This window comes from Gilvibacter sediminis (genome assembly GCF_028561565.1).
Classification (GTDB): domain Bacteria; phylum Bacteroidota; class Bacteroidia; order Flavobacteriales; family Flavobacteriaceae; genus Gilvibacter; species Gilvibacter sediminis.
In genome coordinates, this window is sequence record NZ_JAQQTE010000001.1 from 763,653 (window position 1) to 790,293 (window position 26,641).

24 protein-coding genes are annotated in these 26,641 nt (G+C 44.1%); 5 read left to right on the forward strand and 19 right to left on the reverse strand.

What is annotated here, in order from left to right; translation table 11 throughout:
* The first annotated feature begins 68 nt into the window (after positions 1–68).
* From POW22_RS03445 to POW22_RS03460, 4 genes are all read left to right on the forward strand, one after another.
* Complete coding sequence (locus tag POW22_RS03445; RefSeq protein ID WP_272831209.1) at positions 69–2,927, forward strand: carboxypeptidase-like regulatory domain-containing protein; 2,859 nt, start codon at positions 69–71, stop codon at positions 2,925–2,927.
* A 29-nt stretch (positions 2,928–2,956) separates the two neighbouring features.
* Positions 2,957–4,390, forward strand: a complete 1,434-nt coding sequence (locus tag POW22_RS03450; protein ID WP_272831210.1) for a DUF5689 domain-containing protein — start codon at positions 2,957–2,959, stop codon at positions 4,388–4,390.
* Between the two features lie 148 nt (positions 4,391–4,538).
* Entirely contained in the window at positions 4,539–5,900 is a 1,362-nt protein-coding gene (locus POW22_RS03455) for a T9SS type A sorting domain-containing protein (RefSeq protein WP_272831212.1), read from the forward strand.
* 21 nt (positions 5,901–5,921) lie between these two features.
* Positions 5,922–6,764, forward strand: coding sequence for a metallophosphoesterase (locus tag POW22_RS03460; protein ID WP_272831214.1), 843 nt, complete (start codon positions 5,922–5,924; stop codon positions 6,762–6,764).
* 84 nt (positions 6,765–6,848) lie between these two features.
* Here the strand turns inward: POW22_RS03460 and POW22_RS03465 are convergent, their stop codons facing one another.
* The 3 genes from POW22_RS03465 to POW22_RS03475 form a co-directional block, all read right to left on the reverse strand.
* On the reverse strand, positions 6,849–8,720 hold the full coding sequence (locus POW22_RS03465) for an OmpA family protein (protein ID WP_272831216.1): 1,872 nt from the start codon (positions 8,718–8,720) through the stop codon (positions 6,849–6,851).
* A gap of 18 nt (positions 8,721–8,738) precedes the next feature.
* Positions 8,739–9,653 carry a PorP/SprF family type IX secretion system membrane protein gene (locus tag POW22_RS03470; RefSeq protein ID WP_272831218.1) on the reverse strand — a complete coding sequence of 305 codons (915 nt, stop codon included), beginning with the start codon at positions 9,651–9,653 and terminating at the stop codon, positions 8,739–8,741.
* A gap of 188 nt (positions 9,654–9,841) precedes the next feature.
* Positions 9,842–10,786, reverse strand: a complete 945-nt coding sequence (locus tag POW22_RS03475; protein WP_272831220.1) for an endonuclease/exonuclease/phosphatase family protein — start codon at positions 10,784–10,786, stop codon at positions 9,842–9,844.
* 115 nt (positions 10,787–10,901) lie between these two features.
* Here POW22_RS03475 and hflX point away from each other — a divergent pair, with 115 nt between their 5' ends.
* Complete coding sequence (gene hflX, locus POW22_RS03480) at positions 10,902–12,116, forward strand: GTPase HflX (RefSeq protein WP_272831222.1); 1,215 nt, start codon at positions 10,902–10,904, stop codon at positions 12,114–12,116.
* 51 nt (positions 12,117–12,167) lie between these two features.
* On the opposite strand, the gene POW22_RS03485 is transcribed toward hflX, so the two are convergent.
* The 16 genes from POW22_RS03485 to POW22_RS03560 form a co-directional block, all read right to left on the reverse strand.
* Positions 12,168–13,103, reverse strand: a complete 936-nt coding sequence (locus POW22_RS03485; RefSeq protein ID WP_272831223.1) for a DUF3078 domain-containing protein — start codon at positions 13,101–13,103, stop codon at positions 12,168–12,170.
* A gap of 143 nt (positions 13,104–13,246) precedes the next feature.
* On the reverse strand, positions 13,247–13,753 hold the full coding sequence (locus tag POW22_RS03490) for a DUF2480 family protein (RefSeq protein ID WP_272831225.1): 507 nt from the start codon (positions 13,751–13,753) through the stop codon (positions 13,247–13,249).
* 4 nt (positions 13,754–13,757) lie between these two features.
* Positions 13,758–15,182 carry a hydroxymethylglutaryl-CoA synthase family protein gene (locus POW22_RS03495; protein WP_272831227.1) on the reverse strand — a complete coding sequence of 475 codons (1,425 nt, stop codon included), beginning with the start codon at positions 15,180–15,182 and terminating at the stop codon, positions 13,758–13,760.
* Positions 15,183–15,193: 11 nt separating this feature from the next.
* Positions 15,194–15,520 (reverse strand): SUF system Fe-S cluster assembly protein, encoded by a 327-nt coding sequence (locus tag POW22_RS03500; protein WP_087524039.1) that lies wholly within the window; start codon positions 15,518–15,520, stop codon positions 15,194–15,196.
* Positions 15,521–15,522: 2 nt separating this feature from the next.
* Positions 15,523–15,948 carry a SufE family protein gene (locus tag POW22_RS03505; RefSeq protein ID WP_272831231.1) on the reverse strand — a complete coding sequence of 142 codons (426 nt, stop codon included), beginning with the start codon at positions 15,946–15,948 and terminating at the stop codon, positions 15,523–15,525.
* Positions 15,945–16,367: an META domain-containing protein gene (locus POW22_RS03510; RefSeq protein WP_272831232.1), complete on the reverse strand. Its 423-nt coding sequence runs from the start codon at positions 16,365–16,367 to the stop codon at positions 15,945–15,947. The genes POW22_RS03505 and POW22_RS03510 overlap by 4 nt, the downstream gene beginning before the upstream one ends.
* A 17-nt stretch (positions 16,368–16,384) precedes the next feature.
* A complete protein-coding gene (locus POW22_RS03515; protein WP_272831233.1) occupies positions 16,385–17,620 on the reverse strand; it encodes an aminotransferase class V-fold PLP-dependent enzyme in 1,236 nt (411 codons plus the stop codon).
* 19 nt (positions 17,621–17,639) lie between these two features.
* Positions 17,640–18,953 carry a Fe-S cluster assembly protein SufD gene (sufD, locus tag POW22_RS03520; protein ID WP_272831235.1) on the reverse strand — a complete coding sequence of 438 codons (1,314 nt, stop codon included), beginning with the start codon at positions 18,951–18,953 and terminating at the stop codon, positions 17,640–17,642.
* A gap of 2 nt (positions 18,954–18,955) precedes the next feature.
* On the reverse strand, positions 18,956–19,711 hold the full coding sequence (gene sufC, locus POW22_RS03525) for a Fe-S cluster assembly ATPase SufC (RefSeq protein WP_272831236.1): 756 nt from the start codon (positions 19,709–19,711) through the stop codon (positions 18,956–18,958).
* A 1-nt stretch (position 19,712) separates the two neighbouring features.
* The gene (locus POW22_RS03530) at positions 19,713–20,075 is read right to left on the reverse strand and encodes a hypothetical protein (protein ID WP_272831238.1); all 363 of its coding nucleotides are present in this window, start codon (positions 20,073–20,075) and stop codon (positions 19,713–19,715) included.
* 2 nt (positions 20,076–20,077) lie between these two features.
* A complete protein-coding gene (sufB, locus tag POW22_RS03535; RefSeq protein ID WP_272831239.1) occupies positions 20,078–21,526 on the reverse strand; it encodes a Fe-S cluster assembly protein SufB in 1,449 nt (482 codons plus the stop codon).
* A gap of 18 nt (positions 21,527–21,544) precedes the next feature.
* On the reverse strand, positions 21,545–21,874 hold the full coding sequence (locus tag POW22_RS03540) for a HesB/IscA family protein (RefSeq protein WP_272831240.1): 330 nt from the start codon (positions 21,872–21,874) through the stop codon (positions 21,545–21,547).
* Positions 21,875–21,989: 115 nt separating this feature from the next.
* Positions 21,990–23,069, reverse strand: coding sequence for a cytochrome-c peroxidase (locus tag POW22_RS03545; RefSeq protein ID WP_272831241.1), 1,080 nt, complete (start codon positions 23,067–23,069; stop codon positions 21,990–21,992).
* Positions 23,070–23,072: 3 nt separating this feature from the next.
* Positions 23,073–23,819, reverse strand: coding sequence for an MbnP family protein (locus POW22_RS03550; RefSeq protein ID WP_272831242.1), 747 nt, complete (start codon positions 23,817–23,819; stop codon positions 23,073–23,075).
* On the reverse strand, positions 23,819–25,216 hold the full coding sequence (locus POW22_RS03555; protein ID WP_272831243.1) for a hypothetical protein: 1,398 nt from the start codon (positions 25,214–25,216) through the stop codon (positions 23,819–23,821). The genes POW22_RS03550 and POW22_RS03555 overlap by 1 nt, the downstream gene beginning before the upstream one ends.
* On the reverse strand, positions 25,217–26,632 hold the full coding sequence (locus POW22_RS03560) for a choice-of-anchor B family protein (protein WP_272831244.1): 1,416 nt from the start codon (positions 26,630–26,632) through the stop codon (positions 25,217–25,219). It lies immediately after the preceding gene.
* Between the last annotated feature and the right edge of the window lie 9 nt (positions 26,633–26,641).

Sequence of the window (26,641 nt, forward strand, 5' to 3'; positions counted from 1 at the left end):
CATCAAAAGACTTAGTTTTGTGCGCTATTAATTAACTATTTAATAATTCAATTCAACTACTAAACAGCATGAAGAAATTCTTTGCCAGCCTGTGTCTTGTTTTGATCTGCGGATTTGCCTCAGGACAGACTCAAGTAACAGGTGTTGTTGTTGATACCGATTCCAGTGAGCCTATAGAAGAGGTTCGGGTTCTCATCAAAGGAACTGTACTGGGAAATCTGACAGACGCTGATGGTCGTTTTGAGATCGCCGATCCAGAACTTCCGCTTGGGGAACAAGTCTTAGTGGTATCAAAAAAGGGGTATCTTACCCAGCAACTGCCCATAACGATTCAAAGTGGGCAAACCGTGAACATCGATCGTATTTTGATGGAAATTGACCTCACTGAGGTGGAAGCGCAAATTGGGATCATCAGTCTTTCTGACAACCAATTAGATGATGAAAGCAGCTCTGCTTACAACATCTCTGGGCTACTCCAAGCATCAAACGACGTGTTTTTGAACGCAGCAGCCTTTGATTTTAGTGCCACTTTCTTTAGACCTCGCGGCTATGATAACGCCAACGGGAAGGTATTGATCAACGGTATTGAAATGAACAAACAATTCAACGGACGCCCGCAGTGGTCTAACTGGGGAGGTCTTAATGACGCTCAGCGTAACCGTGAATTTACTATGGGCATCAAAGCCAACGAATACCAATTTGGTGACTTGGCTGGGGTGAACAACATTGTAATGCGCGCCAGTCAGTACAGACAAGGCGGACGTGTGTCTTACGCCATGGCCAACAGATCTTATGCCGGACGTATTATGGGATCCTACAACAGTGGGGTGAACCAGAACGGTTGGGCTTACAGCATCTTATTGTCGCGTCGTTTTGGAGATGAAGGATATATCCACGGTACTTTTTACGATGCCAATTCCTTCTTTGCATCCGTAGAAAAAAAGATCAACGACAACCACAGTTTGAACTTCTCAGCGCTTTATACGCCAAACCGCAGAGGCCGTTCGGCTCCAGTGACTCAAGAGATCCGCGACCTTAAAGGAATCCGTTACAACCCAAACTGGGGAGATCAAAACGGAGAGCGTCGCAACAGCCGTGTTCGTGATATTGAAGAGCCGGTGATCATGTTGAACCACTATTGGAACATCGGGGAGAATACTACCTTGAACACTAACGTAGCCTATCAGTTTGGAAAGATCGGGAACAGCCGTATTGACAACGGAGGTACGCGTTTGGTAGAGTTCAATGGGCAAGAGGCTTACTTAGGTGGAGCGCGTAACCCGAACGCAGATTACTACCAAAACCTACCGAGTTTCTTTTTACAAGACGCCAGCCCAACAGCACAGGATTTTCAAAACGCCTTTTTGGCTCGCCAGAGTTTTGTGAACGGCGGTCAATTAGACTGGACAGCGCTTTATCGCGCCAATGAGATCTCTGTAGCTAACGGTGGAAACGCCATCTACGTATTGCAGGAAGATCGCACAGACGATACGCAGTTCACTGCTAATACTATCTTAAGTACGCAGCTTACAGAGAACATCACGCTTAACGGGTCTTTGAACTACCGCAACCTAAAGAGTGAGAACTTTGCAGAGGTAAAGGACCTTTTAGGAGCTAACGGATACTTAGATGTAGATTTCTTTGCTGGAGATGATTCTAACACAGACATCGGGCTAAGAGCGCAGTCAGACTTGAGAAATCCAAACCGTTTAGCAGGTCTTGGAGATCGTTATAAGTACAACTACGAGATCAATGCCGATGTGATCACTGGGTTTGCTCAGGCACAGTTCAAGTACAATAAGGTAGACTTCTTTGTTGGAGCCAATATCGGTTCTACCAGCTATCAACGTACCGGACTTTTTGAAAACGGAAACTACCCAGGAGCGAGTTCTTTAGGAGACAGTGAAAAAGTTAACTTTAGTACTTACGGTATTAAAGGAGGATTGACCTATAAGGTAACCGGACGTCACTTGATCGACTTTAATGGAGCTTATTTCACCAACGCGCCAAGCATCAGAAATACTTTTGCGAACGCACGTCAAAACAACATCATTGCAGATGGAATTGAAGAGGTGAAGATCCAAACTGCGGACTTGAGCTATATCTATCGCTCACCGATCGTAAAAGGACGTATCACTGGTTTCTATACACAAGTACAAGACGGATCTGACATTGGGTTCTTCTTTACAGAGAATCAATTTGGTGCTACTTCTTCTGCCTTTACGCAGGAGGTAACTACCGGAATTGATCAACGTCACTTGGGTGTTGAACTTGGAGTTGAAGCTCAGCTTACTCCAACGGTAAAGGTTAAGGCTGCCGCTTCTGTAGGTCAATACATCTTTACTAACAATCCGAATGTGTCTTACTACAGTGATGACTTCATTGATTCTTCTACAGGTTTGCCATCTTTGGAACCATTCACTATTGGAGATGGAACCGCCAAGCTTAAGAACTACCACGTAGCGGGTGGTCCTGAACGTGCTTACCAGATCGGTTTTGAGTACCGCGATCCAGATTTCTGGTGGGTAGGATTGACAACCAACTACTTTAGCAATGCTTATGTAGATGCCAGTACGCTTCGTAGAACAGACGCCTTTACTCAGGATGTTGACGGATTGACCTTCAACGATTACGATCCGGAAGTAGCACGCGGATTGTTGCAACAAGAGCAGCTGGACGATTACTTCTTAGTAAACGTAGTAGGAGGTAAATCTTGGAAAATCGGAGACTATTTTGTTGGGTTCTTTGCAACGATCAACAACGTCTTGGACCAAGAATACATCACTGGTGGATTTGAGCAATCTCGTTTGGCCAATTACCGCGATGTATTAGACGATCAGAACAATGCAGGTGGTCCTGTATTCGGAAACCGTTACTTCTTTGGTAGCGGCACGACATACTATCTCAACTTATATTTACGATTTTAATAGCTTTTAAAAAATTAATCATGAAAATCATGAATCTATATAAACTAATGGCCGTGCTACTTTTTGTAGCCGTAGGATTCTCCTGTGTTCAGGACGATGAATTTGACCTACCGAACACCAACGTAGACATTGTTGAGGTGGACGGAACTGTAATTACTTTGGATGCCCTTCGCGGTATCTTTGAACAAGCGCTTGCCGATGGCGATAGCGAAGTAACTTTTGATGCCGATGACAACTTGGTTGTAGAAGGATACGTAGTATCTAGCGACGAAGGTGGAAACTGGTTTGAGGAAATTGTTATTCAAGACAAAGCTGAAAACCCAACTACGGGTGTGAAAGTATTGGTAGATGTGAATCCACTATTTACTCGTTTTGAAAAAGGACGTAAGATCCTTGTAAAACTAGACGGATTGACTCTAGCAGTTACTAATGGAGTTCTTGGACTTGGACTAGGTGGAGGAGACTTCATCGACAAATTGCCTCCATCAGTATTGGTAGGTGAGGGATCTGATGAGAACCGGTGGAGAATCTTCAGAACAGAAGAGGTTGCCACTATCGTTCCTCGTGAGACGACTTTGGCTGAGATCAGCGCTTCTGGTGATGACTCTGCTTTAGAGAACGTTTACATCCGCATTAGCGATGTTCAGTTCAACAGAAACGACGTATTGGGTGATAACCCATTGACCTTTGCTGCGGAGCCAACAGATGAGTTTGACGGAGACCGTACCCTAGAAGGTTGTGAAGGAGGTACAATCACTGTACAGACTTCTACTTTCGCAGACTTTAAAGCACTATTGTTGCCAAACGGACGTGGATCAATTGACGGGATCCTTTCTCGTGACTTCTTTGACGATTTCTATACTTTGGTGATTAACGAGCCAGCTGATGTTGCCTTTGGCGATGTTTCTGAGCGTTGTGACCCTGACTTCACAGCATGTACGGGTCCTTCAGGAGGTGGTTCTACTTTTTTTAGCGAGGACTTTGAAGGAATCGGTAGTCTTGCTGATCTAGAAGCTGCTGGATGGACTAATGTAAACACTGTTGGTGGAAGCACCGAGTGGGTATTGGGTACTTTTAGCGGAAACAACTATGCGCAGATCACTGCATTCTCTTCTGGAGAAGACACTATTGAGTCTTGGTTAGTAACTCCTGGAATTGATATGGATGGAACTACTGCAGAGGAATTGATGTTTGACGTTCAAGCTAACTTTGACAACGGTACCGTATTGAGCGTACTATTCTCAAATAACTTTACTGGAGACCCAACTACAGCAGACTGGAACCTCTTGGATGCTTCAATCCCAGTTGGTCCTTCTGGTGGATTCGGAAGCTTTGAAGGCGTAGGTCCTGTAAATGTATCTTGTTTAGAAGGAACCGTACACTTTGCATTCTTGTACACCGGATCTGAATCTGGAGCTTCAACTCGTTACCACGTGGATAACGTAGAAGTGACTGGAATCTAGTTTTATGAAAGATCTGCGCTCTGAGCGCTAGAATTTATAAAACCAATATATTATAAAAAACCCCTGCACTTTTGTGTGGGGGTTTTTTTATAATTTTAAGGTGATTCAGGTACTCTCATAAATATTTACTGAATTAAAATTGCTAGATATGAAAAAAACAAGTTCCTTTTTCTTCTGTCTTTTTGTAGTATTTCATGGACTGGGGCAATTTTCAGAAAATCTCTTAACAGATCAGATTGAGGATCCAAGAATAGTTCGTATTGCAGATGCAAACCAAGACGGAACTAATGATATTTTCATTGGCGCTATTCCTGGTCAAGTGTATTTCACCTATGGCATAGGTGAAGGAGGAACCTATGCTGATCCATCACTCTTATTTAGCTATCCACCGTGTTGTACTGCTCCGTTCGATATAGAATTAAACGATTTAGATGCCGATGGAGACTTGGATGTTTTAGTAAGTTATGCAGACGATGGCACCTTTGGATTATTCCGACTTTACATGCAAGAAGGGGACTCAGGTATCTATGAGGCGGGGAGCAATTTAGGAAATTGGGAAGAGGGTAATTTTGTCTTGTTTGATTTCAATGGAGATGGACTTAAGGATTTCGGAAGAGGCTCTATATGGAATACGGATCTTCGCGTTCGCTTGAATCAAGGGGATGGTAGTTTTTCAAGTTTTGTAACGCTTGCAGACAATTCCTTTAATGGGTTCAAATATGACTTTTTAGATTTTGACCTCGATGGAGATACGGACATTTTAACAATTGGTGCTGGGCGACTGGCTAGTATTCAACAACCCGAAGTTTGGGATGAAATCTGGCCAACAACTGTTTTGTTCACAGATCTAGGAAATTTTGGAGATTTTGAAATTCTCGACGTAGATGAAGACGGGGATAAAGATTTAGTCATTGCCAATAAAACAGCAGGTGCGTTGCAATGGGCTGAAAATACAGACGGCTTGTTTACTTTAAGTCCTTTAATGACCATTCAAGACGGAATGACAGGCTTGAGTGAGGTTGAGCTTGGTGATGTAGATGCGGATGGCTTACCGGATATTCTCATTTCTTTATTTAGTGAGAGTAAACTTTCTTGGTTTAAAAACATTGATGGGAGTTCAGAATTTGGTTCTGAAGTAGTTATCAGTGATTCTGAAGATGGCATTGGGCGTCTTGTAGTTGGAGATTTAGATAACGATGGAGATAGCGATATCCTTACCTATAGCAGTACTACAGATCTAGTAAAATATTGGATCAATGAGACTATTCTGAGCACACCAGAGTTCGAAAATTCATTGGCCATCTATCCAAATCCATCAAGTGAACTTCTGACCATTAATTCAAAACAAGAATTCAAACAATACCGAATTTATTCAATCTTGGGACAATTAGTAAGAGGTGATAGTTTTTCAGAGCAAATAGATATTTCTCAATTGCGGAAAGGCATATATTTCCTAGAACTAACTACGTCGATGGGCCAAAAGCACATAGGCCGTTTCATAAAACTTTAGTGCCTTTGAAGTAGTATTACAATGCAAAGACGAAAATTCATCAAACGATCTGCCCTTGGGACCTTAGGGCTTGGACTACTCACAGGACTTTACACTTGGCAAATAGAACCCTTTTGGTTGGAGTTTGTAAAAAAGAAAATGCCCATTGCCAATCTGCCTGATCATTTGGTGGGAAAGACCCTCATGCAGATCAGTGATGTTCATGTGGGGAATCGATTTGACTACAATTACATAATAGACTCCTTTAAAAAAGCCCAGGACCTTAACCCTGATTTTGTGGTCTACACCGGAGATTACGTCAGTTATGAGGACGAGCAACAATTTGATCAATTAGCCACCGTACTGAAGCACGTGGTAAGAGGTTCGCTAGGAACTGTTGGTATTCTAGGGAATCATGACTATGGCCACAATTGGAGGCAACCGTCCGTAGCTAAGCAGATAACGGACCAACTAGAGGGTTCAGGAGTCCAAATTTTGAGGAACGCTCAAAAAGAATTATCGGGTTTGAACATCATAGGGTTTGACGATTTATGGGCAGTGAATTTTAAACCTGCAGAGGTGATGCAATATTATGATCCTTTAAAAGCCAATTTGGTGCTTTGCCACAATCCTGACGTCTGTGATCTGGACGTTTGGAACAACTATCAAGGATGGATCTTAGCAGGCCACACTCATGGAGGACAATGCAAAGCGCCCTTTTTAAAGGCTCCTCTATTGCCCGTGAAGAACAAGCGTTATGATCAAGGGGAGATTGATTTGAATGACGGAAGAACGCTCTATATCAATCGGGCGATTGGTCATTTGTGGCAGGTTCGTTTTAATGTGCGACCGGAGATTACCCTGTTTGAACTTCAACAAGCTTAATCGCATTAAAAAACCCTCCAAAGCTTGTCGCAAGGGAGGGTTCATTGGTTGGTTAGTTATTGTCTTTTTCGAGCAATTCCTAGTTTATTTCTTTACGATGATAAAGTCAGAGCGGCGGTTTTGTTGGTGCTGCTCATCTGTACATCCGCCAGAGCAGTCTACTAATGGATCACTTTTACCTTTTCCGATTCCACTGATGCGGCTTGCGTCAATCCCTTGAGAGATCACATACTGTACAGTAGATTGTGCTCTGCGCTCAGAAAGCTGCATATTGTATCGGTTTCCACCACGGTTGTCTGTGTGACTTTCCACGCGGATCACCATATCAGGATACTTCTTCATGATCTGAACCAGTTTGTCCAATTCAAAAGCAGCCTGTGGCTTGATGTTCGATTTATCAAAGTCAAAGAAGATCGGCTCTAATACTACTCGATCGTCTTGAATGATCTCTTCAATTGGGTTAAGTGCAATGCGTACTTCGTAAGGTCCGTTCTCTGAAGAACTTGCCATAGCTGTTCCGCTTTCGTACTCGGCCTTTTCTGCCGTTAGGGTATAGTTAGTATCACATTCTCCCATAAACTCAACCTTTCCGTTGCCATCAGTCATTTTAGACCCTAAACGGTTACGGCTGCTATCGTAGATGTCTACTTTCGCATCAGCAAGTGGTGCTCCAGTATCTCCATCTACAACGGTGATCATCATATTCACATCACATGGAGGAATACCCGCCACTTGGTAGATATCGTCACTTCCTTGACCGCCTTCACGATCAGAAGAAACGAATCCGCTCATGCTAGCTTCGTCATACATAAAAGCGAAGTCATCTCCACCACTGTTCACAGGAACTCCTAGGTTGGTGATCTTTCCACCTTCAGCTTTGAATACATCCAAGCCTCCAAGGCCAGGGTGTCCATCACTAGAAAAGAATAGAGTGCCAGAATCTGCAATATGTGGGAATACTTCTTTCCCCTCAGTATTAACAGCCTCAACATTCTGAGGTGATCCGTAGGTTCCATCAGCATTTACACTTACCATATAAATGTCAGCCATTCCTTTTCCGCCCGGCATATCAGACACAAAATAAAGCGTCTTTCCGTCTTTACTCAAGCAAGGGTGAGCCGTAGAGTACTCGCTGCTGTTAAACGGTAGCGGCTTTACATCAACCCATTTTCCGTTTACCAATTCTGCCGTGTAAAGATTCAGTTGGTTCACACCTTCTTCGTCTTTTTCATACTTCCCTTTGAAGTAGTTGTTTCGGTCAAAATAAATGCGTTTTCCGTCTGCAGAGAATGCAACAGTTCCTTCGTGAAACTTAGTGTTTACATCTCCAGGAATCAATTCCGCAGAACCAATAGTCCCATCGGTCCAGTTTGCCGCGTAGATATCTAGGAACGGTTGGTCGTTCCATCCGTAATCTCTGCGTTTTGTGTTACGCGCAGAAGAGAAATACATGGTGTTGCCACTCATAGTTCCGCCAAATTCAGAGAACTCTGAGTTGATGTCTCCTGCGTTCTCAACAGTGAACTGCGGGGTGTTGTTCAATAGCCCTGGAATGTAATCCGGGTTTTTCATGAATTCCTGAGCACGCTTGTCTCTAGGCTTCATTCCAGCAAATTTCTTCATGACATCGTTAGATCCAGAGAAATCTCCGTTGGCCTTCAAACTCTGTGCGTAGTTGTATACAGATTCTGCATCTACATTGCCATCTGTCATGATGCGCTTGTAGTAAGAGGCAGCTTTTTCGGTGTCATTAATATTGTAGTAACTATTGGCCAAGCGCTCGTAAACATAAGAGTCGGCTTTTCCGCGAGCGATTAGACGCTCATAGTCTTCAATAGCTTCGGTATACTCCAAGCGGTCGTAGTGCTTGTCTGCCGCCTTGGTGTCTCTGTTCTGAGCAGTCAGGCTGGCCGTGCTTACCGTAAGTGCGAATATAAAGAGGTATATTTTTTTCATGTTCTTCGAAGAATAGGATTAGAAATATCTAGGCGACTTGAGCACGCGCTTGTTGAGGAAGATATCAAAGGTTAGAATGATTTCGTGCGATGCGCTGGTAACCACATCCAGGTCAGAAACTACGCTGTCATAGGCGTAACCAATTCTGAAGTTAGGAGTAGCTTGGAAACCGATAAGACCACTGAAAGAGTCGTCTAAACGGTAAGAAGCACCCAGCTCGAATTTTTCGTAGAACAGTGCGTTGAGGTTCGCATCAAAAGAGAAGGGAGCATCAAAGGCCCCTTTAACCAAAACATGTGGCTTAAGCTTCACGTTTTGAGAAAGATCAAATACATATCCTGTAGCGGCAAAGAAGTGATTGGTTTCAGAACCGTACTTCAAACCGTTTTCATCCAAGTGAACCGAGTTTAACAAGTTCGGTACAGATACAGATACGTAGAATTTATCGGTGTAAAAGAAAGCACCCGCACCAATGTTCGGGTAGGTATTATTAATGTCTTGAGAAAAGAATGGATCTCCAGGATCGGTCAACAACAGTGTAGACAAGGCCACATCGTGAAAAGTAGCACCTGCTTTAAGACCTAAGGCCAACCTTGCATTGTCACTCACCTGTAAGGTGTATGAGAAATCAACAAATACGTTGGTTTCTTTAACGGGTCCTAATTCATCCTTGATGGCAGAAAGTCCTAAACCAGTCTTCTCGCCTATGGGAGCATGACCAGAAAATGTGATGGTTTCCGGAGCCCCATCGAAACCAGACCATTGTCTGCGGTAGAGTGCCGTCATCGAAAGGGATTCTTTAGACCCGGCATAGGCAGGGTTTATCACATTCATATTATACATGTACTGGGTGTACTGGGGGTCTTGCTGAGCGTCAGCATCCTGTAAACCAAGAACACAAAATACGAGAAGTAGCGTGTAGAGTTTTTTCATTCTTGTTTAGTTATATCAATGCAAAATTTTGATGTTTCACGCTTGGTTTTTAAAGCCTCAAGCGGCTTTACTGGCTGCGGCGCCTAACCAAATGAAACACTAATTTAACCAAAATTATGATAGTTCAACCGAGTAACTACAATAATAGATAAGCGGCATAATTCATCGACAAACGCGGGGTTGAAATCCTAAAATTTATGAATTGTAAAGCTGGCGTAGACGGGAAAGTGGTCGCTGAATCCGCCCAAATGTTTTTTCCCAACATAGGTTCTGAAAGGATTTCCTTTGAATCGCCCGCTGTATTCCCTGAGGTATATCGGGTCGAAAATTTCTGCCTGCTCAAAGCGCAATCCGAACTTGTCTTTACTGCGCAAGGATTCACTCACTAAGATCTGATCAAATAGATACCAACTGTCCCGATATTTGGAACTCCCACGTTTTCTCGTGTGGAGTTTTTCCATTGGATTGTAGAAAGATTCCGGCACCAAATGCTCTTTAATACTTGCAGAATCAGGGTTGTCGTTAAAATCACCCATGATCACCAGATCGGCCTCTGGTTCTGAAGCGCGAACCTCATGCACCATTTCCAGACAAGTCTGAGCTGCTTTTATCCGTTTGTATTCGGTGAGTTCAGCTCCTGCGCGGCGCGAAGGCCAATGGTTGACCATTAAATGAACGGGAGCTCCGTCAAGAAGTCCTTTTACGTAGAGGATGTCACGGGTGTAGTCGCGTTCTCCGTCTGGATTGTGAATCAGCACGGCTATGGTTTTGCTCTCTAAGACTTCAAAATGCGTATCTCTGTAGAGTAAGGCCGTATCAATTCCGCGCTCATCTGGGGCGTCAAAATGCACATATCTATATCCTAATTTACGCAGGTGTTTGCTGCCTACAAGATCGCGGATCACCGTTTTGTTCTCTACCTCTGCAATCCCAACAATGGCTGGGGGTTCACCCAATTCATCCGCGCCAATTTTTGCAATGACAGAGCCTAGTTTTTTGAGCTTTTTCTCATAGCGTTTACGGTTCCAGCGCTTTTCTGACTTGGGTGTGAAGTCGTCATCGAGCGTATAAGGATCGTCATGGAGGTCAAAAAGATTCTCCAAATTGTAAAAAGCAATGTTATGGCGTTTCATGCGGTTGATTGAAGTACTTGGTCAAATTACAAAAAATCGACGCAATTGCCCTTTTTAAAGGGATTTGAAGCTTTAAAAAACAATCAGAATTCCGCTGTTTTGTACCTTTGCACTTATGCTAGAGCAAAAAGAAATAGCTTACGAGAATACAGTTTTGGTTGGGATCGTGACTCAGGGTCAAGATGCTGACACCCTTGAAGATTATTTAGACGAGCTTCAGTTCTTGGCCTACACGGCTGGAGGTGAGGTAAAGCGTCGTTTCACCCAACGTATGGAGCGCCCGAATCCCAAGACCTTTATTGGTAGTGGAAAGATGGAAACGCTTATGGAATACGTCAAGGAAAACGATATTAGTACGGTGATCTTTGATGATGAGCTGACACCGGCTCAGCAAAACAACATTGAAAAGTTGCTGCGCTGTAAGATTTTAGATCGCACGGGATTGATACTGGACATCTTTGCCCAAAGGGCCAAGACCAGTTATGCTCGTACTCAGGTGGAGTTAGCCCAATACGAATATCTCTTACCGAGACTTACAGGTCTTTGGACGCACTTGGAACGTCAACGAGGTGGTATTGGAATGCGCGGGCCTGGAGAAACGGAGATTGAAACGGACCGTCGTATTGTGCGGGATAGAATCGCCTTACTCAAAAAGAAACTACAAACCATTGACAAGCAAATGGCTGTGCAGCGCGGTAATCGCGGGGCTTTGGTTCGTGTGGCTTTGGTGGGATATACCAACGTAGGGAAGTCTACCTTGATGAACGTGATCTCTAAATCCAATGTCTTTGCCGAGAATAAATTATTTGCCACCCTTGACACTACGGTTCGTAAAGTGGTGATTGGCAATTTGCCTTTCCTGCTGAGTGATACCGTAGGGTTTATCAGAAAGCTGCCAACCCAATTGGTGGAGTCGTTTAAGAGTACTTTGGACGAAGTACGCGAGGCGGATCTGCTTTTGCATGTGGTGGATATTTCTCATGCGAATTTTGAAGAGCACATTGAATCGGTAAACGCAATTTTGGACGAGATCCATTGCACCGATAAGCCAACACTCATGGTCTTTAACAAGATCGATGCCTACACCCATGAGACCATCGCAGATGATGACCTTACTACCGAGCGCACTACAAAGCACAATACGCTGGAGGAGTGGCAACGCACTTGGATGGCTCGAGCCAATGGTGATGCAATCTTTATATCAGCTTTAAACAAGGAGAACCTGGAGGAGTTTAGAAAAGTTGTATATGAAAAGGTGCGTGAGATACACATCACACGCTTTCCTTACAATCACTTTTTGTATCCTTCTTATGAAGAGAATCAAGAATAAAAGAAAGCCGCTTTTTCAAGCGGCTTTCTTTTTGTTTTCAATAATGAGGATTTAGAACTTGTAGTTCACACCAAAGAGCCAGTAGCTCTGCAGGTCATTATCAATATTGTCAAAGGTTGGCATAGCATCACCTTCCATTACATTGGCCAAAGCGTTTGCCAAAGCCTCTTGCTGGTTTCCTCTTAGACCCAATTCAAATCCAATTCCGATTCCTTTCCAAAGTGTGTATCCCAAAGAGTTGATCCAAGTCCAGTTTGATAGATCGCTAGACTCGTAGCTTTGGAAGGCAGATAGGTTAGACTTCAAATTCAACTTCCCAAAAGAACGGGTGTAATCTACCAAGATCTTCGCACCCAATGAAGAGTTGTAAACGGCATCATTGTCTGCAAATACAAAGTTGTAGTTCAACGGATGCACGACAACTACCAAGTTTTCAATGGGCGTCCATGTAACACCGACACCAAGGTCTAAATATCCTGGGTCGTTGAAATTACTCAAAAGGGTAGAGCGGTATTCTGCCAAACCTGAAACAGCCAAATTCTTGGCAATGTTGCGTCCGTAAAGCGAGGTGATGTTAAACACATCTGTAGCTTCTTGGAAACTGTCGTCGTCTGTTGGATCGTCTTGATCATCAAACTTTACCCATCCCACGTTTACATTTAAGGCGTTGCGCCAAAAGAATTTTTCTTGCTTGAGGTTAGCAAAACTGTTGAAGGTAATTCCAATGTTTCCTGAAGATACATTTGGAGTTCCTTGAGCATACCAGTTGCTGAATTCAGAAAGGCTGAAACCAACAGTTCCGAACGCTCCAAATTTCCAGCCTGGAAGTGCGTCCAATTTAGATTGCAGGCCATCAGCGCGTTTTTGAATGGCGGCAATTGAGTCTTTTTTTGCTGCAATGGCAGACTTGAGTTCTCCTTCTGTTTCTTGAGCCCAACTTAGCGCTGGTAAAACCAACAGGGCAAAAAGTAGTGCAATTTTTTTCATTGCTCGTCTGTTTTAAAATTTGAGTAGGGCGCTAAACCCCAACGGATTAGTTACCCTGCAAAGATACGGTATATAATTCCTGTGGAAATTGCCTGAGATGAAAGTTTAGAAATTTGGACGAAAGGACGTAATTGTTCGACGTCTTACTTGCGCTTGTAGACAGGAACCGAAGAACAGGCTTCTCCAAACAGGACGCTTTTTGCAACACCTTGTAAGCGATTGCTTAAGGTAATAAGGGCCTGCTCTGGAATATCTCGATCCCCACAGCCTTTGATGATTACTGGTCTATCCTGATACTCACTCAGGTCAAGACCTTCCATATAGCGCTGTGCGTAGGTGGTCATGGCCGTAGCGTTATCACCCAATACAACTAATTTAGCCAAAGGATTCACAGTAGCCGCAACCAACATGAATGCCCAGCCCGGGAGTATGGCATCGGTGCTACAATAAAGGGCAACTACCTTGTCTTTATAATTGGAATGATCGGCTGCTTCTAAAGCTGTTCTGAATTCTTTTTCTTTAAGAATGAATCCGCCTGTAAGCCATTGGGAAATGTCTAGTTCCGCCACTTGGATCTCTGGAAATAGTTCTTCCATATCCAGGTTGACCAAAGGACTCTTCGCCACGCGATTTACAATAGGCTCTTCCATGATTTTAGGCTTTGTTTTGGGCGTAAGTTCTCAAGCCAATTGCAGTCTCTTTCTCAGATTCAATATGAGTAAGTACTATATCGTCAGAAATGACAATGGGCTCCTCTTTTGCCCCTGTATGCAACTGCTGATAGGTGTCAATATCCACCTGTTGGCGCTGCGTGAGTTGATCGCTAAGGTCCAATTTTGCAATACCAGCTTTCCAGTCTGTACCAACGGTTCCTGTAAATACTTTGGATTTGGAACCGCTTCCGTAAGCAATGAATCCGAGCTGTTTACCGCTCAAGTCTGTTTGGTCCGCTTCAGCATGCATCAGCAAACTCACTAAGGCCATAAATATAGAGGCGGTGTACATATTTCCAATAACCGAAGATGCTCTTTCAGTTATCTCTATATGATCTGCCACAAATTTGGTGTATAAACTCGATTTAGCCACAGCGCGTTTCCAGCCTTTTGGGTCTTCTTCTGGAGATCCAACCTCCTCGATCAATGCATCATAAGTTGGCGTTCCAGAGATCCACTCCAACCAGTTACGCAAAATGATTCTGCGCCCGTGATAAGCATAGGGTAGGTGAAACACCAAGTAGTCCCAATTCATGAAATTCGCACTACTTTCTTGTTCTTTATAATGCGCTAAAGCCTCGGTGATCCTGTCGGAATAGCAAGCATTGGAGTATTGTCCGTCAAAAACAGGCTCTTCTCTGTAGACATTCACAATTCTATGCGGATCAGACCACAGGGATCCTGTTTGTTCTGTTTTTGGTAGCGCGATGTCAGCCGCGTCAGTAAGTTCCTTTAAAAGGTCTTTTTTGACAAAGCTGCGGCGCGGTTTGAAGAAATCACCCACACTTTGCATGCCAACTCCCCAAGTATCATCAATGCTGACAATTCTAGGGTTAGCCGTAATTAGTGTAGCTACTGCACCAGCACCTTGAGTGTATTCTCCTGTAGAGTGAAGTTCGTATTTAGACAAGTCAGACGCAATGACAATAGCCTTTCTGTTCTGTCCTCCTTTAACCCAATCCAAACAGTTTTGCAATGCATCTACAGCACCCACGCAGGCAAAGGTCAAATCAACTACATCACAGTTTTTAAAGCAGCGATTGCCGTACTGCCGGGCTAAGCGCTGTTCCACATATTCTGTGGCGTAAGTTGCTGTGGGTTTGGAACCGTCTACTGCACTTTCTGTCCCAACATAAATACGTCCAATCTCGCGAGGATCAAGGCCGTTGTCGTTTATGAGTTTCCAGAGTGCATTTGCAGCAAAACTCGCTGCGTCCTCGTCGGTGTCGGGCAAAGCCATTTGCTCCAGACCCAGTCCTTTTCTCAGTTTCTCATAAGGGATTTCTCGTGCTTCTGCCAGATCTGCAATATCCAAGTACAATTTCGGGATATAGACAGCCAGGGCGTCGATTCCGTATGTCGTCATGCCTGTAATTTTTACAACATGCCCAGTTCTAGCTTGGCTTCTTCGCTCATCAGGTCTTGACTCCAAGGCGGATCAAAGGTGATCTCCACTTCAGCGTCTTTCACTGCTTTGATGGATTTAACCTTGTCTTCAACTTCCTTGGGAAGCGTTTCAGCTACCGGGCAGTTTGGTGTGGTTAGCGTCATTAGTATTTTTACGTCCATGTCTTCATTGACCAAGACGTCGTAAATCAGTCCTAATTCATAAATATCAACTGGAATTTCCGGATCAAAAATGGTCTTTAAGACCTTTACGATCTTTTCTCCAAGTTCGGCGGTATCTACAGTTTGCTCGCTCATATTTATGCCTTTAATTGAGATTGATACGCCACGGCGTATAATTTGATTTGTTTGATCATTGAAACCAAGCCATTGGCTCGGGTTGGAGACAAATGCTCCTTGAGGCCTATCTCATCCACAAAAGCGAGATCGGCATTGACAATTGCTTCTGGGGATTGTCCAGAGAACACACGGATCAGCAAAGCCACAATACCTTTGGTAATTATGGCATCACTATCTGCAGTAAGCATAACCTTGCCGTCTTGAAGTTCGGCATGTAACCAAACTTTAGATTGACAGCCTTTAATGATGAATTCATCGGTTTTGTACTGCGGATCGATCAAAGGCAATGATTTCCCCAAAGCGATCATGTGCTCGTAGCGTTGCATCCAATCTTCAAAGAATGCAAACTCGTCAATTATTTCTTCTTGAATTTCCGCTATGGTCATTCTGCTATTTTTTCCAATTGCATTAAAACGGTAGTTCCGTTCATCAAATTCAATTTACCGTCGTCAGCAGCAGCAACGCCATTGACTGCAGTAAGTCCTTGAATAAACTGCTTTTCTAGGTCCATGCGTCCTTCACAGAACATCTTAGTGGATCCCAAAGCTTCAATGGATATACTGGCTTCATTCTGGGTAAAGTTTCCAAACAACTTATTGCATCCAGATGACCCATTAACACTGCTGGTGCTGGGGTCAAAGATCAATTCCATTCCTTGATCGGAATAGGCTTGTCCGTTCATAGAAACTACCTTGTAGTTACCGTTGAGGTTCATATCTGCTTTGGATTTACCGCTGGCTGCGCTTTGTTTACTGCCGTTACAACTCAACATCAAGCCGAGTACTAATAATGTCGCGATTCGCATAGACTTCAAATTTAGGTTTAAATAAGCATTTGCTGTGCGCGTTTTACTCCAGCTACCAATCGATCAATTTCCTCGGTAGTGTTGTAAAATGAAAAGGACGCTCGTACGGTCCCTGGAATCTTATAGAAGTCCATAATGGGCTGCGCACAGTGGTGTCCGGTTCGCACTGCTATACCTAATTTGTCAAGAATGGTGCCAACATCATACGGATGCACGCCCTCTAAATTAAAAGAAATAACTGAGGTCTTTGCTTTTGTCGTTCCATAAATACGTAATCCTGGAATGGTCAAAAGCTGCTCGGTTCCGTATTCTAATAATTCATTCTCGTAATCTGCAATAGCTTGCAAGCCAATGGAATTTAGGTAGTCAATGGCAATTCCAAAAGCAATTCCGCCAGACACATTGGGTGTACCGGCTTCAAATTTGTGTGGCAATTCTGCATAGGTGGTCTTTTCAAAGGTCACCTCCTTGATCATCTCACCGCCTCCTTGATAAGGAGGAAGTTTGTTGAGCCAAGATTCCTTGCCGTATAGGAAACCAATTCCTGTTGGTCCGCACATTTTGTGTGCAGAACTCACGTAGAAATCGGCGTCTAATTCTTGTACATCCACACTTTGGTGCGCGCAAGATTGTGCTCCATCAATCAATACCGCTGCTCCGTGCTCATGCGCTTGGGCAATGATCTCCTTTACAGGATTGATCGTCCCTAACGCATTGGAAATATGATTGACAAAAACCAGTTTGGTGTTGTTGTTCAAAAGCGCCTGATAATCTTCCATGATCAAGGTTCCGTCCTCGTTCATTGGAATTACCTTTAAGCTCGCTCCAGTGCGTTCACAAAGCATTTGCCACGGGACAATATTGGAGTGGTGTTCCATGGCAGAGACCAAGATCTCATCACCGCTTTTAAGCAAATGACTAAAACCATTGGCCACAATATTGATGCTGTGCGTGGTTCCCGAAGTGAAGATCACTTCGTGTTGTTTTTCTGCCCCGATGAATTTCTGAATCTTTTTACGTGCAGCCTCATAAGCATCTGTAGCCTCTTGTGATAGGGCGTGTACACCGCGGTGAATATTCGCGTTGTAATTGCTGTAGTAGTCTACAATACTGTCAATGACCACTTGTGGTTTTTGAGACGTGGCGGCGTTGTCAAAATAGACCAAAGGATAACCGTTTACCTCGCGCTGAAGAATAGGAAACTCTTTGCGGATAGCAGTTACATCAAAGGGTATTTTGGCTGTTTGATTCATCTAAATTTAGGGCTATATATTACAGATCAAATCCGAGTTGAACGCCAATCTTGTCAGCGATCAATCCGTTGATTCTATTTTTCAGTTCTGGGATCTTTACACTTTCTAAAACGTTGTTAGCAAAGGCGTACATCAAAAGAGCATTGGCTTCTTTCTTCCCAATTCCGCGTGAACGTAGATAGAAAAGTGCATCTTCATCCAACTGTCCAATGGTACAACCGTGAGAACATTTTACATCATCTGCAAAGATCTCTAACTGTGGCTTGGCGTTGATCGTTGCCTTGTCACTGATCAAGATATTGTTGTTCTGCTGGAAGGCATCGATTTTCTGAGCGATCTTATCTACCATCACTTTACCGTTGAATACACCCACTGCAGAATCGTCATAGATTCCTTTGTAGTCTTGATGACTTTCACAGTTTGGTGACTGGTGATGTACCAAAGTAGAGTGGTCCACGTGCTGCTTCTTCTCAATAATGGTCACCCCTTTCAAGGTAGAATCACAGTGCTGTCCTTGCTGGTAGAAGTTCAGGTTGTTTCTGATCAGTTTTCCACCAAAAGAGAAGGTGTGTACACGGCAGTTGCTGTCTCGCTCTTGCTTGATGTAAGTGCTGTCAATTAGAGAAGCGGTCTCTACATCGTTCTGTACTTTGTAATAATCAATATATGCGCGCTTTTCAGCAAAGATCTCTGTGACCGAATTGGTCAAGATAGGATGCTCTGCTAAGCTTTGATGTCGCTCAATGATCTGCACATGTGCGTTCTCACCAACGACTATCAAGTTACGCGGTTGGATCATCAGTGCAGCTTCACTACCTGTAGCAAAGTTGATGATCTCAATAGGTTTTTCTACTTCTTTGTGCGCCGGAATAAAGATGTAAGCACCCTCTTTGGCAAAGGCCGTATTGAGTGAGGTGATGCTGTCCGTTTCCGCAGCTTTGTTGAAATAAGCTTCAATTACCGGACGGTATTTGTCTTTACTCAATGCTGAAGACAGTAGACAAACATCAATACCCTCGTGTGTGGTCTCAGACAAGAAAGAGGAGTAAACACCATCTACAAAAACAACTTTGTAGGTATCTACATCATGCAAGAAGTATTGCTTCACATTCTTGTACTCCAAAGTGTTTGACTTCTTTGGAAAAACGGTGTAGTCCGCTTTGAGCATTTTGTCAAGCGGCGTGTATTTCCAAGCTTCGTGCTTGCGCGTCGGGAAGCCTGTATTCTCAAAGTTCTTTATGGCTGCAGAACGGATATCATGAATCAAGTGCTCTTGATCCAACGAATCCTCATAGGCCATATAAGAAGAGATCAATTTATCTTTTAAACTCATCCTTAAGCCGTTTTAACTTCTTCTTTGATCCAGTCGTATCCTTTCTCTTCTAGCTTAAGGGCTAAATCCTTGTCTCCAGACTTTACGATCTTCCCATCCATGAGTACGTGTACTTTGTCTGGTACGATATAGTCCAAAAGACGCTGGTAGTGCGTAATGACCAATACGGCATTGTTTTCACTGCGGAGTTTATTCACTCCGTTTGCAACAATGCGCAAGGCATCGATATCCAAACCAGAATCGGTCTCATCCAAAATAGCCAACTTAGGTTCAAGCATTGCCATTTGGAAGATCTCGTTACGCTTTTTCTCACCTCCTGAGAATCCTTCGTTCAAAGAACGGGATAGGAACTTGCGGTCAATCTCTAACAAGGCCGCTTTTTCTCGGATCTTCTTCAACATCTCCGCAGCAGGCATCTCTTCCATGCCTTGAGCTTTGCGTGTTTCATTGATGGCGGTCTTCACAAAGTTGGTTACCGATACTCCCGGAATCTCTACTGGATACTGGAAAGAAAGGAACACCCCGTGATGGGCGCGCTCTTCTGGATCCAATTCTGAAATATCTTCTCCTTCTAACAGTAAGTTGCCTTCTGTCATTTCATAGTCCTCGTTTCCTGCAATCACAGAGGCCAAGGTACTTTTTCCAGAACCGTTTGGACCCATGATAGCGTGTACCTCTCCGGCACCGATCTGCAGGTCAATTCCTTTTAGAATGTCTTTGTCTTCTACACTTGCGTGCAAATTTTCTATCTGTAACATCTTACTGATTTGTTTCTTCAATTTCTATATCCGGTCCGACAGACGTCGGGCTTACTTCTACAATTCTCTTTATGGTCAAGATGGAATCCCAACCCTCTGTATTGGCAGGTTTTGCTTCTACCACAGCTTCCAGGGTAACCGGAACCATGTCAAAAGGAGTCTTTTGCCAATTAGCAGCTTTGGTGGCTAGCTCTTGGGTCATTGCATCGTTTTTGACGGTATACATAACCTCATTCACTTCCAATACTGCGTTGTCTTCAAAAAGCAAAAAGTTGCCTTTATATGTTTTTGTATCTGTCGATTGCTCATCAGCACAGCTGGCCAGAAGAGCGAAAACGAAAAATAGGGTGGCTAGTTTTCTCATGCTTATCCGACTGAGCCTTCAAGGCTGATTTCTAATAATTTCTGAGCTTCCACAGCAAATTCCATCGGAAGTTTGTTCAAAACTTCCTTACTGAATCCGTTCACGATAAGCGCAATCGCCTTTTCGGTGTCAATACCGCGTTGGTTACAGTAAAAGATCTGGTCTTCCCCGATCTTACTCGTAGTAGCCTCGTGTTCTATGGTTGCTGATTTGTTCTTCGCCTCAATGTACGGGAAGGTATGTGCTCCACACTCGTTACCCATTAGCAGCGAGTCACACTGCGAGAAGTTACGCGCATTCTCTGCTCTGGAATTGATCTGCACCAATCCGCGATACGAGTTCTGCGATTTTCCAGCAGAGATTCCTTTGGAGATGATCGTACTGCGGGTGTTTTTCCCAAGGTGGATCATTTTGGTTCCTGTATCTGCCTGCTGGTAGTTGTTGGTTACAGCGATGGAGTAGAATTCTCCAATCGAGTTGTTTCCTTTAAGCACACAGCTTGGGTATTTCCAGGTTACTGCAGATCCAGTCTCTACCTGTGTCCAGCTGATCTTGGCATTAGTTTCACAAAGTCCACGCTTGGTCACAAAGTTGAAAACTCCACCCTTTCCGTCTTTTCCTCCAGGATACCAGTTTTGTACGGTGCTGTACTTAATTTCTGCATCATCCAAGGCAATGAGCTCGACCACTGCGGCATGCAATTGGTTCTCATCACGCGAAGGCGCTGTACACCCTTCCAAATAACTTACGTAAGAACCTTCATCAGCGATAACCAGCGTTCTTTCAAACTGTCCGGTTCCGGCCTGATTGATTCTAAAGTAGGTGGAAAGCTCCATTGGGCATCGAACACCCTTTGGGATGTAACAGAAGGATCCGTCACTAAATACTGCCGAATTCAAAGCGGCGTAGAAGTTGTCTCGCTGTGGCACCACAGATCCGATGTACTTCTTTACTAGTTCTGGATGCTCTTGGATGGCTTCTGAGATGGAACAGAAAATAATTCCCTTCTCGGCCAAAGTCTCTTTGAAAGTTGTTGCTACAGAAACGGAGTCCATAACGATGTCCACGGCAACTCCGGCAAGCTTCTTTTGCTCTTCCAAGGAGATCCCGAGCTTGTTGAAAGTCTCCAACAATTCTGGATCTACTTCATCCAAGCTCTCGTATTTAGCCTTCTTTGCAGGAGCCGAATAGTAAGAGATGGCTTGAAAATCGGGTTTGTCGTAGTTCACATTGGCCCATTCTGGCTCTTCCATTTCCTGCCAATAACGGAAAGCCTCTAGACGCCATTCGGTCATCCATTCGGGCTCTTCCTTCTTTTTAGAAATGGCGCGAACAATATCTTCGTTCAATCCCACTGGAAAGGTATCGGACTCAATATCGGTGTAGAATCCGTACTCGTACTCTTTGGTCTCGAGTTCCTTTTTTAAATCGTCTTCAGTAAACTTATTCATGGATTGATTGCTTAAAAATTAGAGCGAAAAGCTTTCTCCGCAGCCACAGGTTCTGTTAGCGTTGGGGTTATTGAATACAAAGCCTTTGCCGTTGAGTCCTCCGCTGTATTCCAAGGTGGTTCCCACCAAGTACAGGAAGCTGCGCTTGTCTACCAATATGCGAACAGCGTTGTCTTCAAAGATTTTGTCTTCATCTGCTTTGCTGTTGTCAAATTTGAGTTCGTAGGACAAGCCAGAACAGCCACCACTTTTCACGCCTACGCGCACAAAATCTGTGGTAGCATTAAAGCCCTCTTCTTGCATGAGTTGGGCCAGTTTGGTTTTTGCTATATCACTTACTTTGATCATTCCTCTATAGACTGATTGTAAATTGTATGCAAATATACGGCAAAACGCGCTGTGTTTAACGTTTTAACATATTATTAAAACGCATGGAATAATAAGGGTTTTCGATGATTCTGACCTAGAATTCTGCGAAGCGTTCGTCGAAGATAAAATTGTCGTCTGTCAGGGTTTTTAGAAAGGCGATGATCTGGGCTTTTTCTGCCTCCGTCAAAGGGATTCCCAAACTGCCGTCAGCGTTTCTTAGCAGCGGATCTAAAGTTGGGCTGTCAACAATTCCGTCGGAATAATGATCCAATACAGCCTCCAGATCTGGAATCCGACCGTCATGCATATAGGGGAAAGTCGCCTCAATATTGCGGAGGCTCGGCACCTTAAACTTTAGGCTATCGCTCGGCTGTCCCGTCACGCGAAAACGCCCGACATCATTGAATTCAGGGTCAATGCTCAGGCCATTGTTTCTATAGGTCTGATCCGTTTGTAATACACCAGAATGACAACTGGAACACTTGGCTTCAAAGAGGCCTAAACCAGCTGTTTCGTCTGTGGTGAGGGTAGTGCCATCATTGCGTAAAAAGCGGTCGTACTTACTGTCTGCAGACACCATCATGAGCATGAATTGAGACAACGCCTTGAGAATATTATCAGGATCTATTTGCCCATTTTCAAAGGCCGCAGCAAACATTTCAACATACTCAGGATCTTGACTCAAGGTGGTCACAATATTGTTAAAGCTGTTGTTCATCTCTACTTCCGCAGTGATGGGTATAATAGGCTGCGCATCCAAGTGCCCAGCAGCGCCGTCCCAAGTGAATTCTTCCATAAAAGCCAAGTTATGAAGCGGTTGTGCATTGCGTTTTCCAATAGCACCGTTCACACCGTGACTCGTAATGTGAGTGTGATGGGTAAAGGCAAAGGCTTGTATGTGACAGAATCCGCAGGAAACTACGCCATCAGAGGCCAAACGGCCATCGTAAAACAGCTTTTTACCCAGCACAAAACCGTTTTGAGTAGGTGGGTTTTGGCTCAGGTCATAAGTGAGGTCAGGGAAGTAATCCGGAATCTCTAGATTGAGCGCTACATCTACTTCTAAGGTCTCCTCTAAAGGATCATCGGCCATCGGTGCATCCTCATAGGGCTCGTTCTCCCCACAGGCGCTCAAAAGCACAACTAGAAATAATATGTAAAACTGTTTGATCATCATTTACTCGGCAGAAAATGCTGTTGAAATATTGCTTGCAATAATTGGCGCATAAACAGGATCCACCTGAATGTCATCTTTCTCTTGCAATGAAAAATTCTGAAGGCCTGCATCAAAAATTCGGGCAACGTCAAAGATCAGATTTATATTGCTGGTATTATCGTTTACGGTGAAGTCCGTGGCTAGATCTAATTCAATGGTCTTGTAGTTGTCTAGCGTGGTTCCGTGAGATCCTACATGAATGATAAAAGGCGCGTCGGTGGTGGTGTCAGTATCGTATTCACCTTCAAATTTGATGAATTTATATCCTGCTGACCAGCTCCAAAGCATGCCCGTCTCTTCTGCCGTTGGGATGAAATTATTAACCCCATTGAGCGGATAGTTGGATTGATCGACTCCAAAACCAAAACGGATTTTGTTGTATTTGCGGCCATCCACATCTGGGATGCTCAAAGTCTTGCTACCATTATCGGCCTCATTGACCACAAAATAGCTTTCACTTTGAGGCACCACAAATTCTTGTCCATTGGCGCCAATAAGCACAATGTCACTGATGATGTATTTTAACTCATTTACACGATAAGAATCACCAGAGGCATTGGTATAGGTTTGTGAGGACAAGATCAGATCATTGCCCGCAACCTGATTTTTAAAAACGAGATTAACCTCCCCAGGCGCGGCCTGATTATCGTCAGATTTACAACTAATTAAAGCTGCAAGAGCAAAGGTTAAAAGCAATATTTTTTTCATCATTTATACTTTACAATCAAGGCGTCTTTTCCGCCTTTGTTTAAAATTATATCACCGTCGGAGCTGTCTGTATCGCCCACAACAATCAGCGCGTTGGCACCGATAGGAGCACAATCATTAAAGAGTTCAACCCCAGAACCGCCTACGCTGTCTTGCCAAACCAAGTCTCCAGAGGCTGTGGTCACAATCACCCAAGCATCGTTTTGACCTTGGTTGGTTCCGACTTGACCATCACTACTTCTGGTGGTTCCTGCCATAATGAGTTCTCCGGTACCCATTTGATTTACAGCGCGAGCCGATTCAAACAAGCTGCCACCGTAGCTCTCTTCCCAGAGGAAGTTTCCGCTACTGTCAAAAGCCACGGCCCAAAGGTCTGCGTTGCCTTTAGGAGAAGATACATCGCCGTCTGCACTTCGGCTGTCGCCAACCATTACGTAGGTTCCAGGTGTTGATTCTATCAAGCCATAGGCAATGTCAATTTCAGAGCCGCCAAAGGATTTTTCCCAAACCAGGTCTCCGCTGTCGTTGATTTTTACCGCCCAGTAGTCATAACTACCTTTAGGACTAGAAATGTCAAAGTCATCACTTTCGGAGGCTCCAGTCATTAAAAATCCACCGTCTTGCGTTTGCAGTACTTGATAGCTTCTGTCATTATTTGTTCCGCCAAAGAATCTTCTCCAAATAAGTTGGCCGTTGGCATCTAAACGCATGCCCCAGAACTCTCCCACACCGTGTTTTGGCGCTGCGGATGGAGCGCTTGCAAATCCATCGTTTCCAGCGCCTCCACTGGCTGTAATGTCCAAAAAGCCGCTTACAAAATAGCCGCCGTCTGTCGTTTGAATCACGGAACTCGCCTGATCGCTGCCTGCAAAGCCATAACTCTGCTGCCATTGCAGATCACCGCTCGCTGAAAGTTTTACGATCCAATAGTCTTGAAAGCCTGCGTTTTCTGTAGCATCACCGTCAGCAGATCGGCTAAAACCGGCTATAGCGAAACCGCCATCGGCAGTTTCAATGATATCCGCGCCGCGATCATCGGCAGAGCCACCATAAGTTCGGCTCCAAACCATTGCGCCGTTAGCATCGAGCTTCAGAACCCAATAGTCGCTGTCTGTTGCAGTTTTATCCGTTATATCGCCGTCATTACTTTGAGTGTATCCCAAAACGGCAAAGCCTCCATCAGCAGTGGCAACCACCGCATTTGCAATGTCATCTCCAGATCCACCATAAGTGAATTGCCAGTCTACTATTCCTTCAAAGTCGGGAGTTTGCCCACTGTCATCTGTAGTGTCATCGGTTTGTCCACTGTCATCGGTATTGTCCGCAGGCAGATCGCTCTCGGAACAACTGTGTAGTCCAAAGACTAAAAATGCTATATACCAATACTTTCTGATCATCTATCGTTTCATGAGTTTTTGAGCTGCCGCATCATTTACCTGCAGCACATAAAATCCAGCGGAGAGATCGCTCACATCTATATTGATGGTCTCTAAGCTGTTGTTGAATTCAATATCTTTTAGCAATTGACCAGTTAAATTGAAAATCTGGACATGCTCAATGGGCGCTCCGTATTGAACCGTGAGTTGTTCTTGCATGGGATTTGGATAAGCCATCGCCTCCAAAATTTCAGCATCTACAGTACTTAAAACACTGTTGTCTCGAACTAAAAAGAATCCGTTGTCTTGATCTGAAACTACAATGTTCCCACTATCAAAGAAAGGATAAACATTCCAGGAACCATTTCCAGTACCTGCGTTATCACTACTTGGCCAAGTATCAAAATAGTGCGATTCCACAACCGTTCCCGTGTCGATTCCAGAAAGATCTAAAATGCGCAATCCTGCTCGGTAACTTGCCAAATAGAATTGATCTCCAACTACGTACCCGTTGTGATCGGTGGCTGGGTTTTGACTGAAGTAATTGAAAGCAAATACGGGATTGTCAAGATCAGAAACGTCAAAAATGATGGTCTTGGTTTCAAAACCAAAAATGATCTCATCCACCTCATCGGCCAACAAGAAATAACTTTGATCTTCCGTGAGCCAACCTTGGTGCGTATATCCAATGTCACTGTAGTCTACCGCCGATAGTAATGTAGGATTGTCTTTATCGGTTACATCTACAATAACCACTACGTTTTCATTACTTCCAAAAAAGAGCTCCTTGCCTGTGTGCTCGCTGTCTGGGCCACTGTAAGTGACAATTTGAGCATCGTGGGTATAACCGCTATCGGCATAACCTCCTGCAAACTGAGGGCTCAAAGGCGATTGAATATTCACCATATGAATTCCTCCGCTAAAGGTGTCGGTTCCTATGGCATAGGCAAAGCCAGTATCTTCATTAATGGCAATATTGTGGGCGCTTCCGAATCCTGAATAGTGCGCATCTTCATCAAAGGTGACCGGTGGGCTACTCACAGTGCGTAGGCGTGTCAGATCAAAGACCTGCATGCCGTGTCCATCCGCTTCGCTCACGACAAATGCGTGGTTGTTATAGACTTTAATATCGCGCCAAATGCTGGGGTCTGTAAAGGTGGGAAGCTTGCCCAGATATACCGTGTTTAACGGATCTGAAATATCTACAAAGGCGGTTCCATTGCTGAGTCCAATGATGGCGTATTCGTTTCCGGTCTCTGGATCGGTCCAGCCCCAGTTATCATTGGCCAAACTGGCATCGAAGTCAGCTAGCGGAATTCGATCCATAAGGTCAAGGCCGTCACAAGGAAAACCATCGGCAGAACCAGATTCACAAGGGATCTGGCCCATGACCAGATTAGTGCTTATAAAAAGCAGCGCGAGTAGTGTCTTTTTCATGAAATAGCA

What these genes read in the sequence shown, in the direction of transcription:
- POW22_RS03445 (WP_272831209.1), top strand. Translation starts at nt 69, where the DNA reads ATGAAGAAATTCTTTGCCAGCCTGTGTCTTGTTTTGATCTGCGGATTT.
- POW22_RS03450 (WP_272831210.1), top strand. Translation starts at nt 2,957, where the DNA reads ATGAATCTATATAAACTAATGGCCGTGCTACTTTTTGTAGCCGTAGGA.
- POW22_RS03455 (WP_272831212.1), top strand. Translation starts at nt 4,539, where the DNA reads ATGAAAAAAACAAGTTCCTTTTTCTTCTGTCTTTTTGTAGTATTTCAT.
- POW22_RS03460 (WP_272831214.1), top strand. Translation starts at nt 5,922, where the DNA reads ATGCAAAGACGAAAATTCATCAAACGATCTGCCCTTGGGACCTTAGGG.
- POW22_RS03465 (WP_272831216.1), bottom strand. Translation starts at nt 8,720, where the DNA reads ATGAAAAAAATATACCTCTTTATATTCGCACTTACGGTAAGCACGGCC.
- POW22_RS03470 (WP_272831218.1), bottom strand. Translation starts at nt 9,653, where the DNA reads ATGAAAAAACTCTACACGCTACTTCTCGTATTTTGTGTTCTTGGTTTA.
- POW22_RS03475 (WP_272831220.1), bottom strand. Translation starts at nt 10,786, where the DNA reads ATGAAACGCCATAACATTGCTTTTTACAATTTGGAGAATCTTTTTGAC.
- hflX (WP_272831222.1), top strand. Translation starts at nt 10,902, where the DNA reads ATGCTAGAGCAAAAAGAAATAGCTTACGAGAATACAGTTTTGGTTGGG.
- POW22_RS03485 (WP_272831223.1), bottom strand. Translation starts at nt 13,103, where the DNA reads ATGAAAAAAATTGCACTACTTTTTGCCCTGTTGGTTTTACCAGCGCTA.
- POW22_RS03490 (WP_272831225.1), bottom strand. Translation starts at nt 13,753, where the DNA reads ATGGAAGAGCCTATTGTAAATCGCGTGGCGAAGAGTCCTTTGGTCAAC.
- POW22_RS03495 (WP_272831227.1), bottom strand. Translation starts at nt 15,182, where the DNA reads ATGACGACATACGGAATCGACGCCCTGGCTGTCTATATCCCGAAATTG.
- POW22_RS03500 (WP_087524039.1), bottom strand. Translation starts at nt 15,520, where the DNA reads ATGAGCGAGCAAACTGTAGATACCGCCGAACTTGGAGAAAAGATCGTA.
- POW22_RS03505 (WP_272831231.1), bottom strand. Translation starts at nt 15,948, where the DNA reads ATGACCATAGCGGAAATTCAAGAAGAAATAATTGACGAGTTTGCATTC.
- POW22_RS03510 (WP_272831232.1), bottom strand. Translation starts at nt 16,367, where the DNA reads ATGCGAATCGCGACATTATTAGTACTCGGCTTGATGTTGAGTTGTAAC.
- POW22_RS03515 (WP_272831233.1), bottom strand. Translation starts at nt 17,620, where the DNA reads ATGAATCAAACAGCCAAAATACCCTTTGATGTAACTGCTATCCGCAAA.
- sufD (WP_272831235.1), bottom strand. Translation starts at nt 18,953, where the DNA reads ATGAGTTTAAAAGATAAATTGATCTCTTCTTATATGGCCTATGAGGAT.
- sufC (WP_272831236.1), bottom strand. Translation starts at nt 19,711, where the DNA reads ATGTTACAGATAGAAAATTTGCACGCAAGTGTAGAAGACAAAGACATT.
- POW22_RS03530 (WP_272831238.1), bottom strand. Translation starts at nt 20,075, where the DNA reads ATGAGAAAACTAGCCACCCTATTTTTCGTTTTCGCTCTTCTGGCCAGC.
- sufB (WP_272831239.1), bottom strand. Translation starts at nt 21,526, where the DNA reads ATGAATAAGTTTACTGAAGACGATTTAAAAAAGGAACTCGAGACCAAA.
- POW22_RS03540 (WP_272831240.1), bottom strand. Translation starts at nt 21,874, where the DNA reads ATGATCAAAGTAAGTGATATAGCAAAAACCAAACTGGCCCAACTCATG.
- POW22_RS03545 (WP_272831241.1), bottom strand. Translation starts at nt 23,069, where the DNA reads ATGATCAAACAGTTTTACATATTATTTCTAGTTGTGCTTTTGAGCGCC.
- POW22_RS03550 (WP_272831242.1), bottom strand. Translation starts at nt 23,819, where the DNA reads ATGAAAAAAATATTGCTTTTAACCTTTGCTCTTGCAGCTTTAATTAGT.
- POW22_RS03555 (WP_272831243.1), bottom strand. Translation starts at nt 25,216, where the DNA reads ATGATCAGAAAGTATTGGTATATAGCATTTTTAGTCTTTGGACTACAC.
- POW22_RS03560 (WP_272831244.1), bottom strand. Translation starts at nt 26,632, where the DNA reads ATGAAAAAGACACTACTCGCGCTGCTTTTTATAAGCACTAATCTGGTC.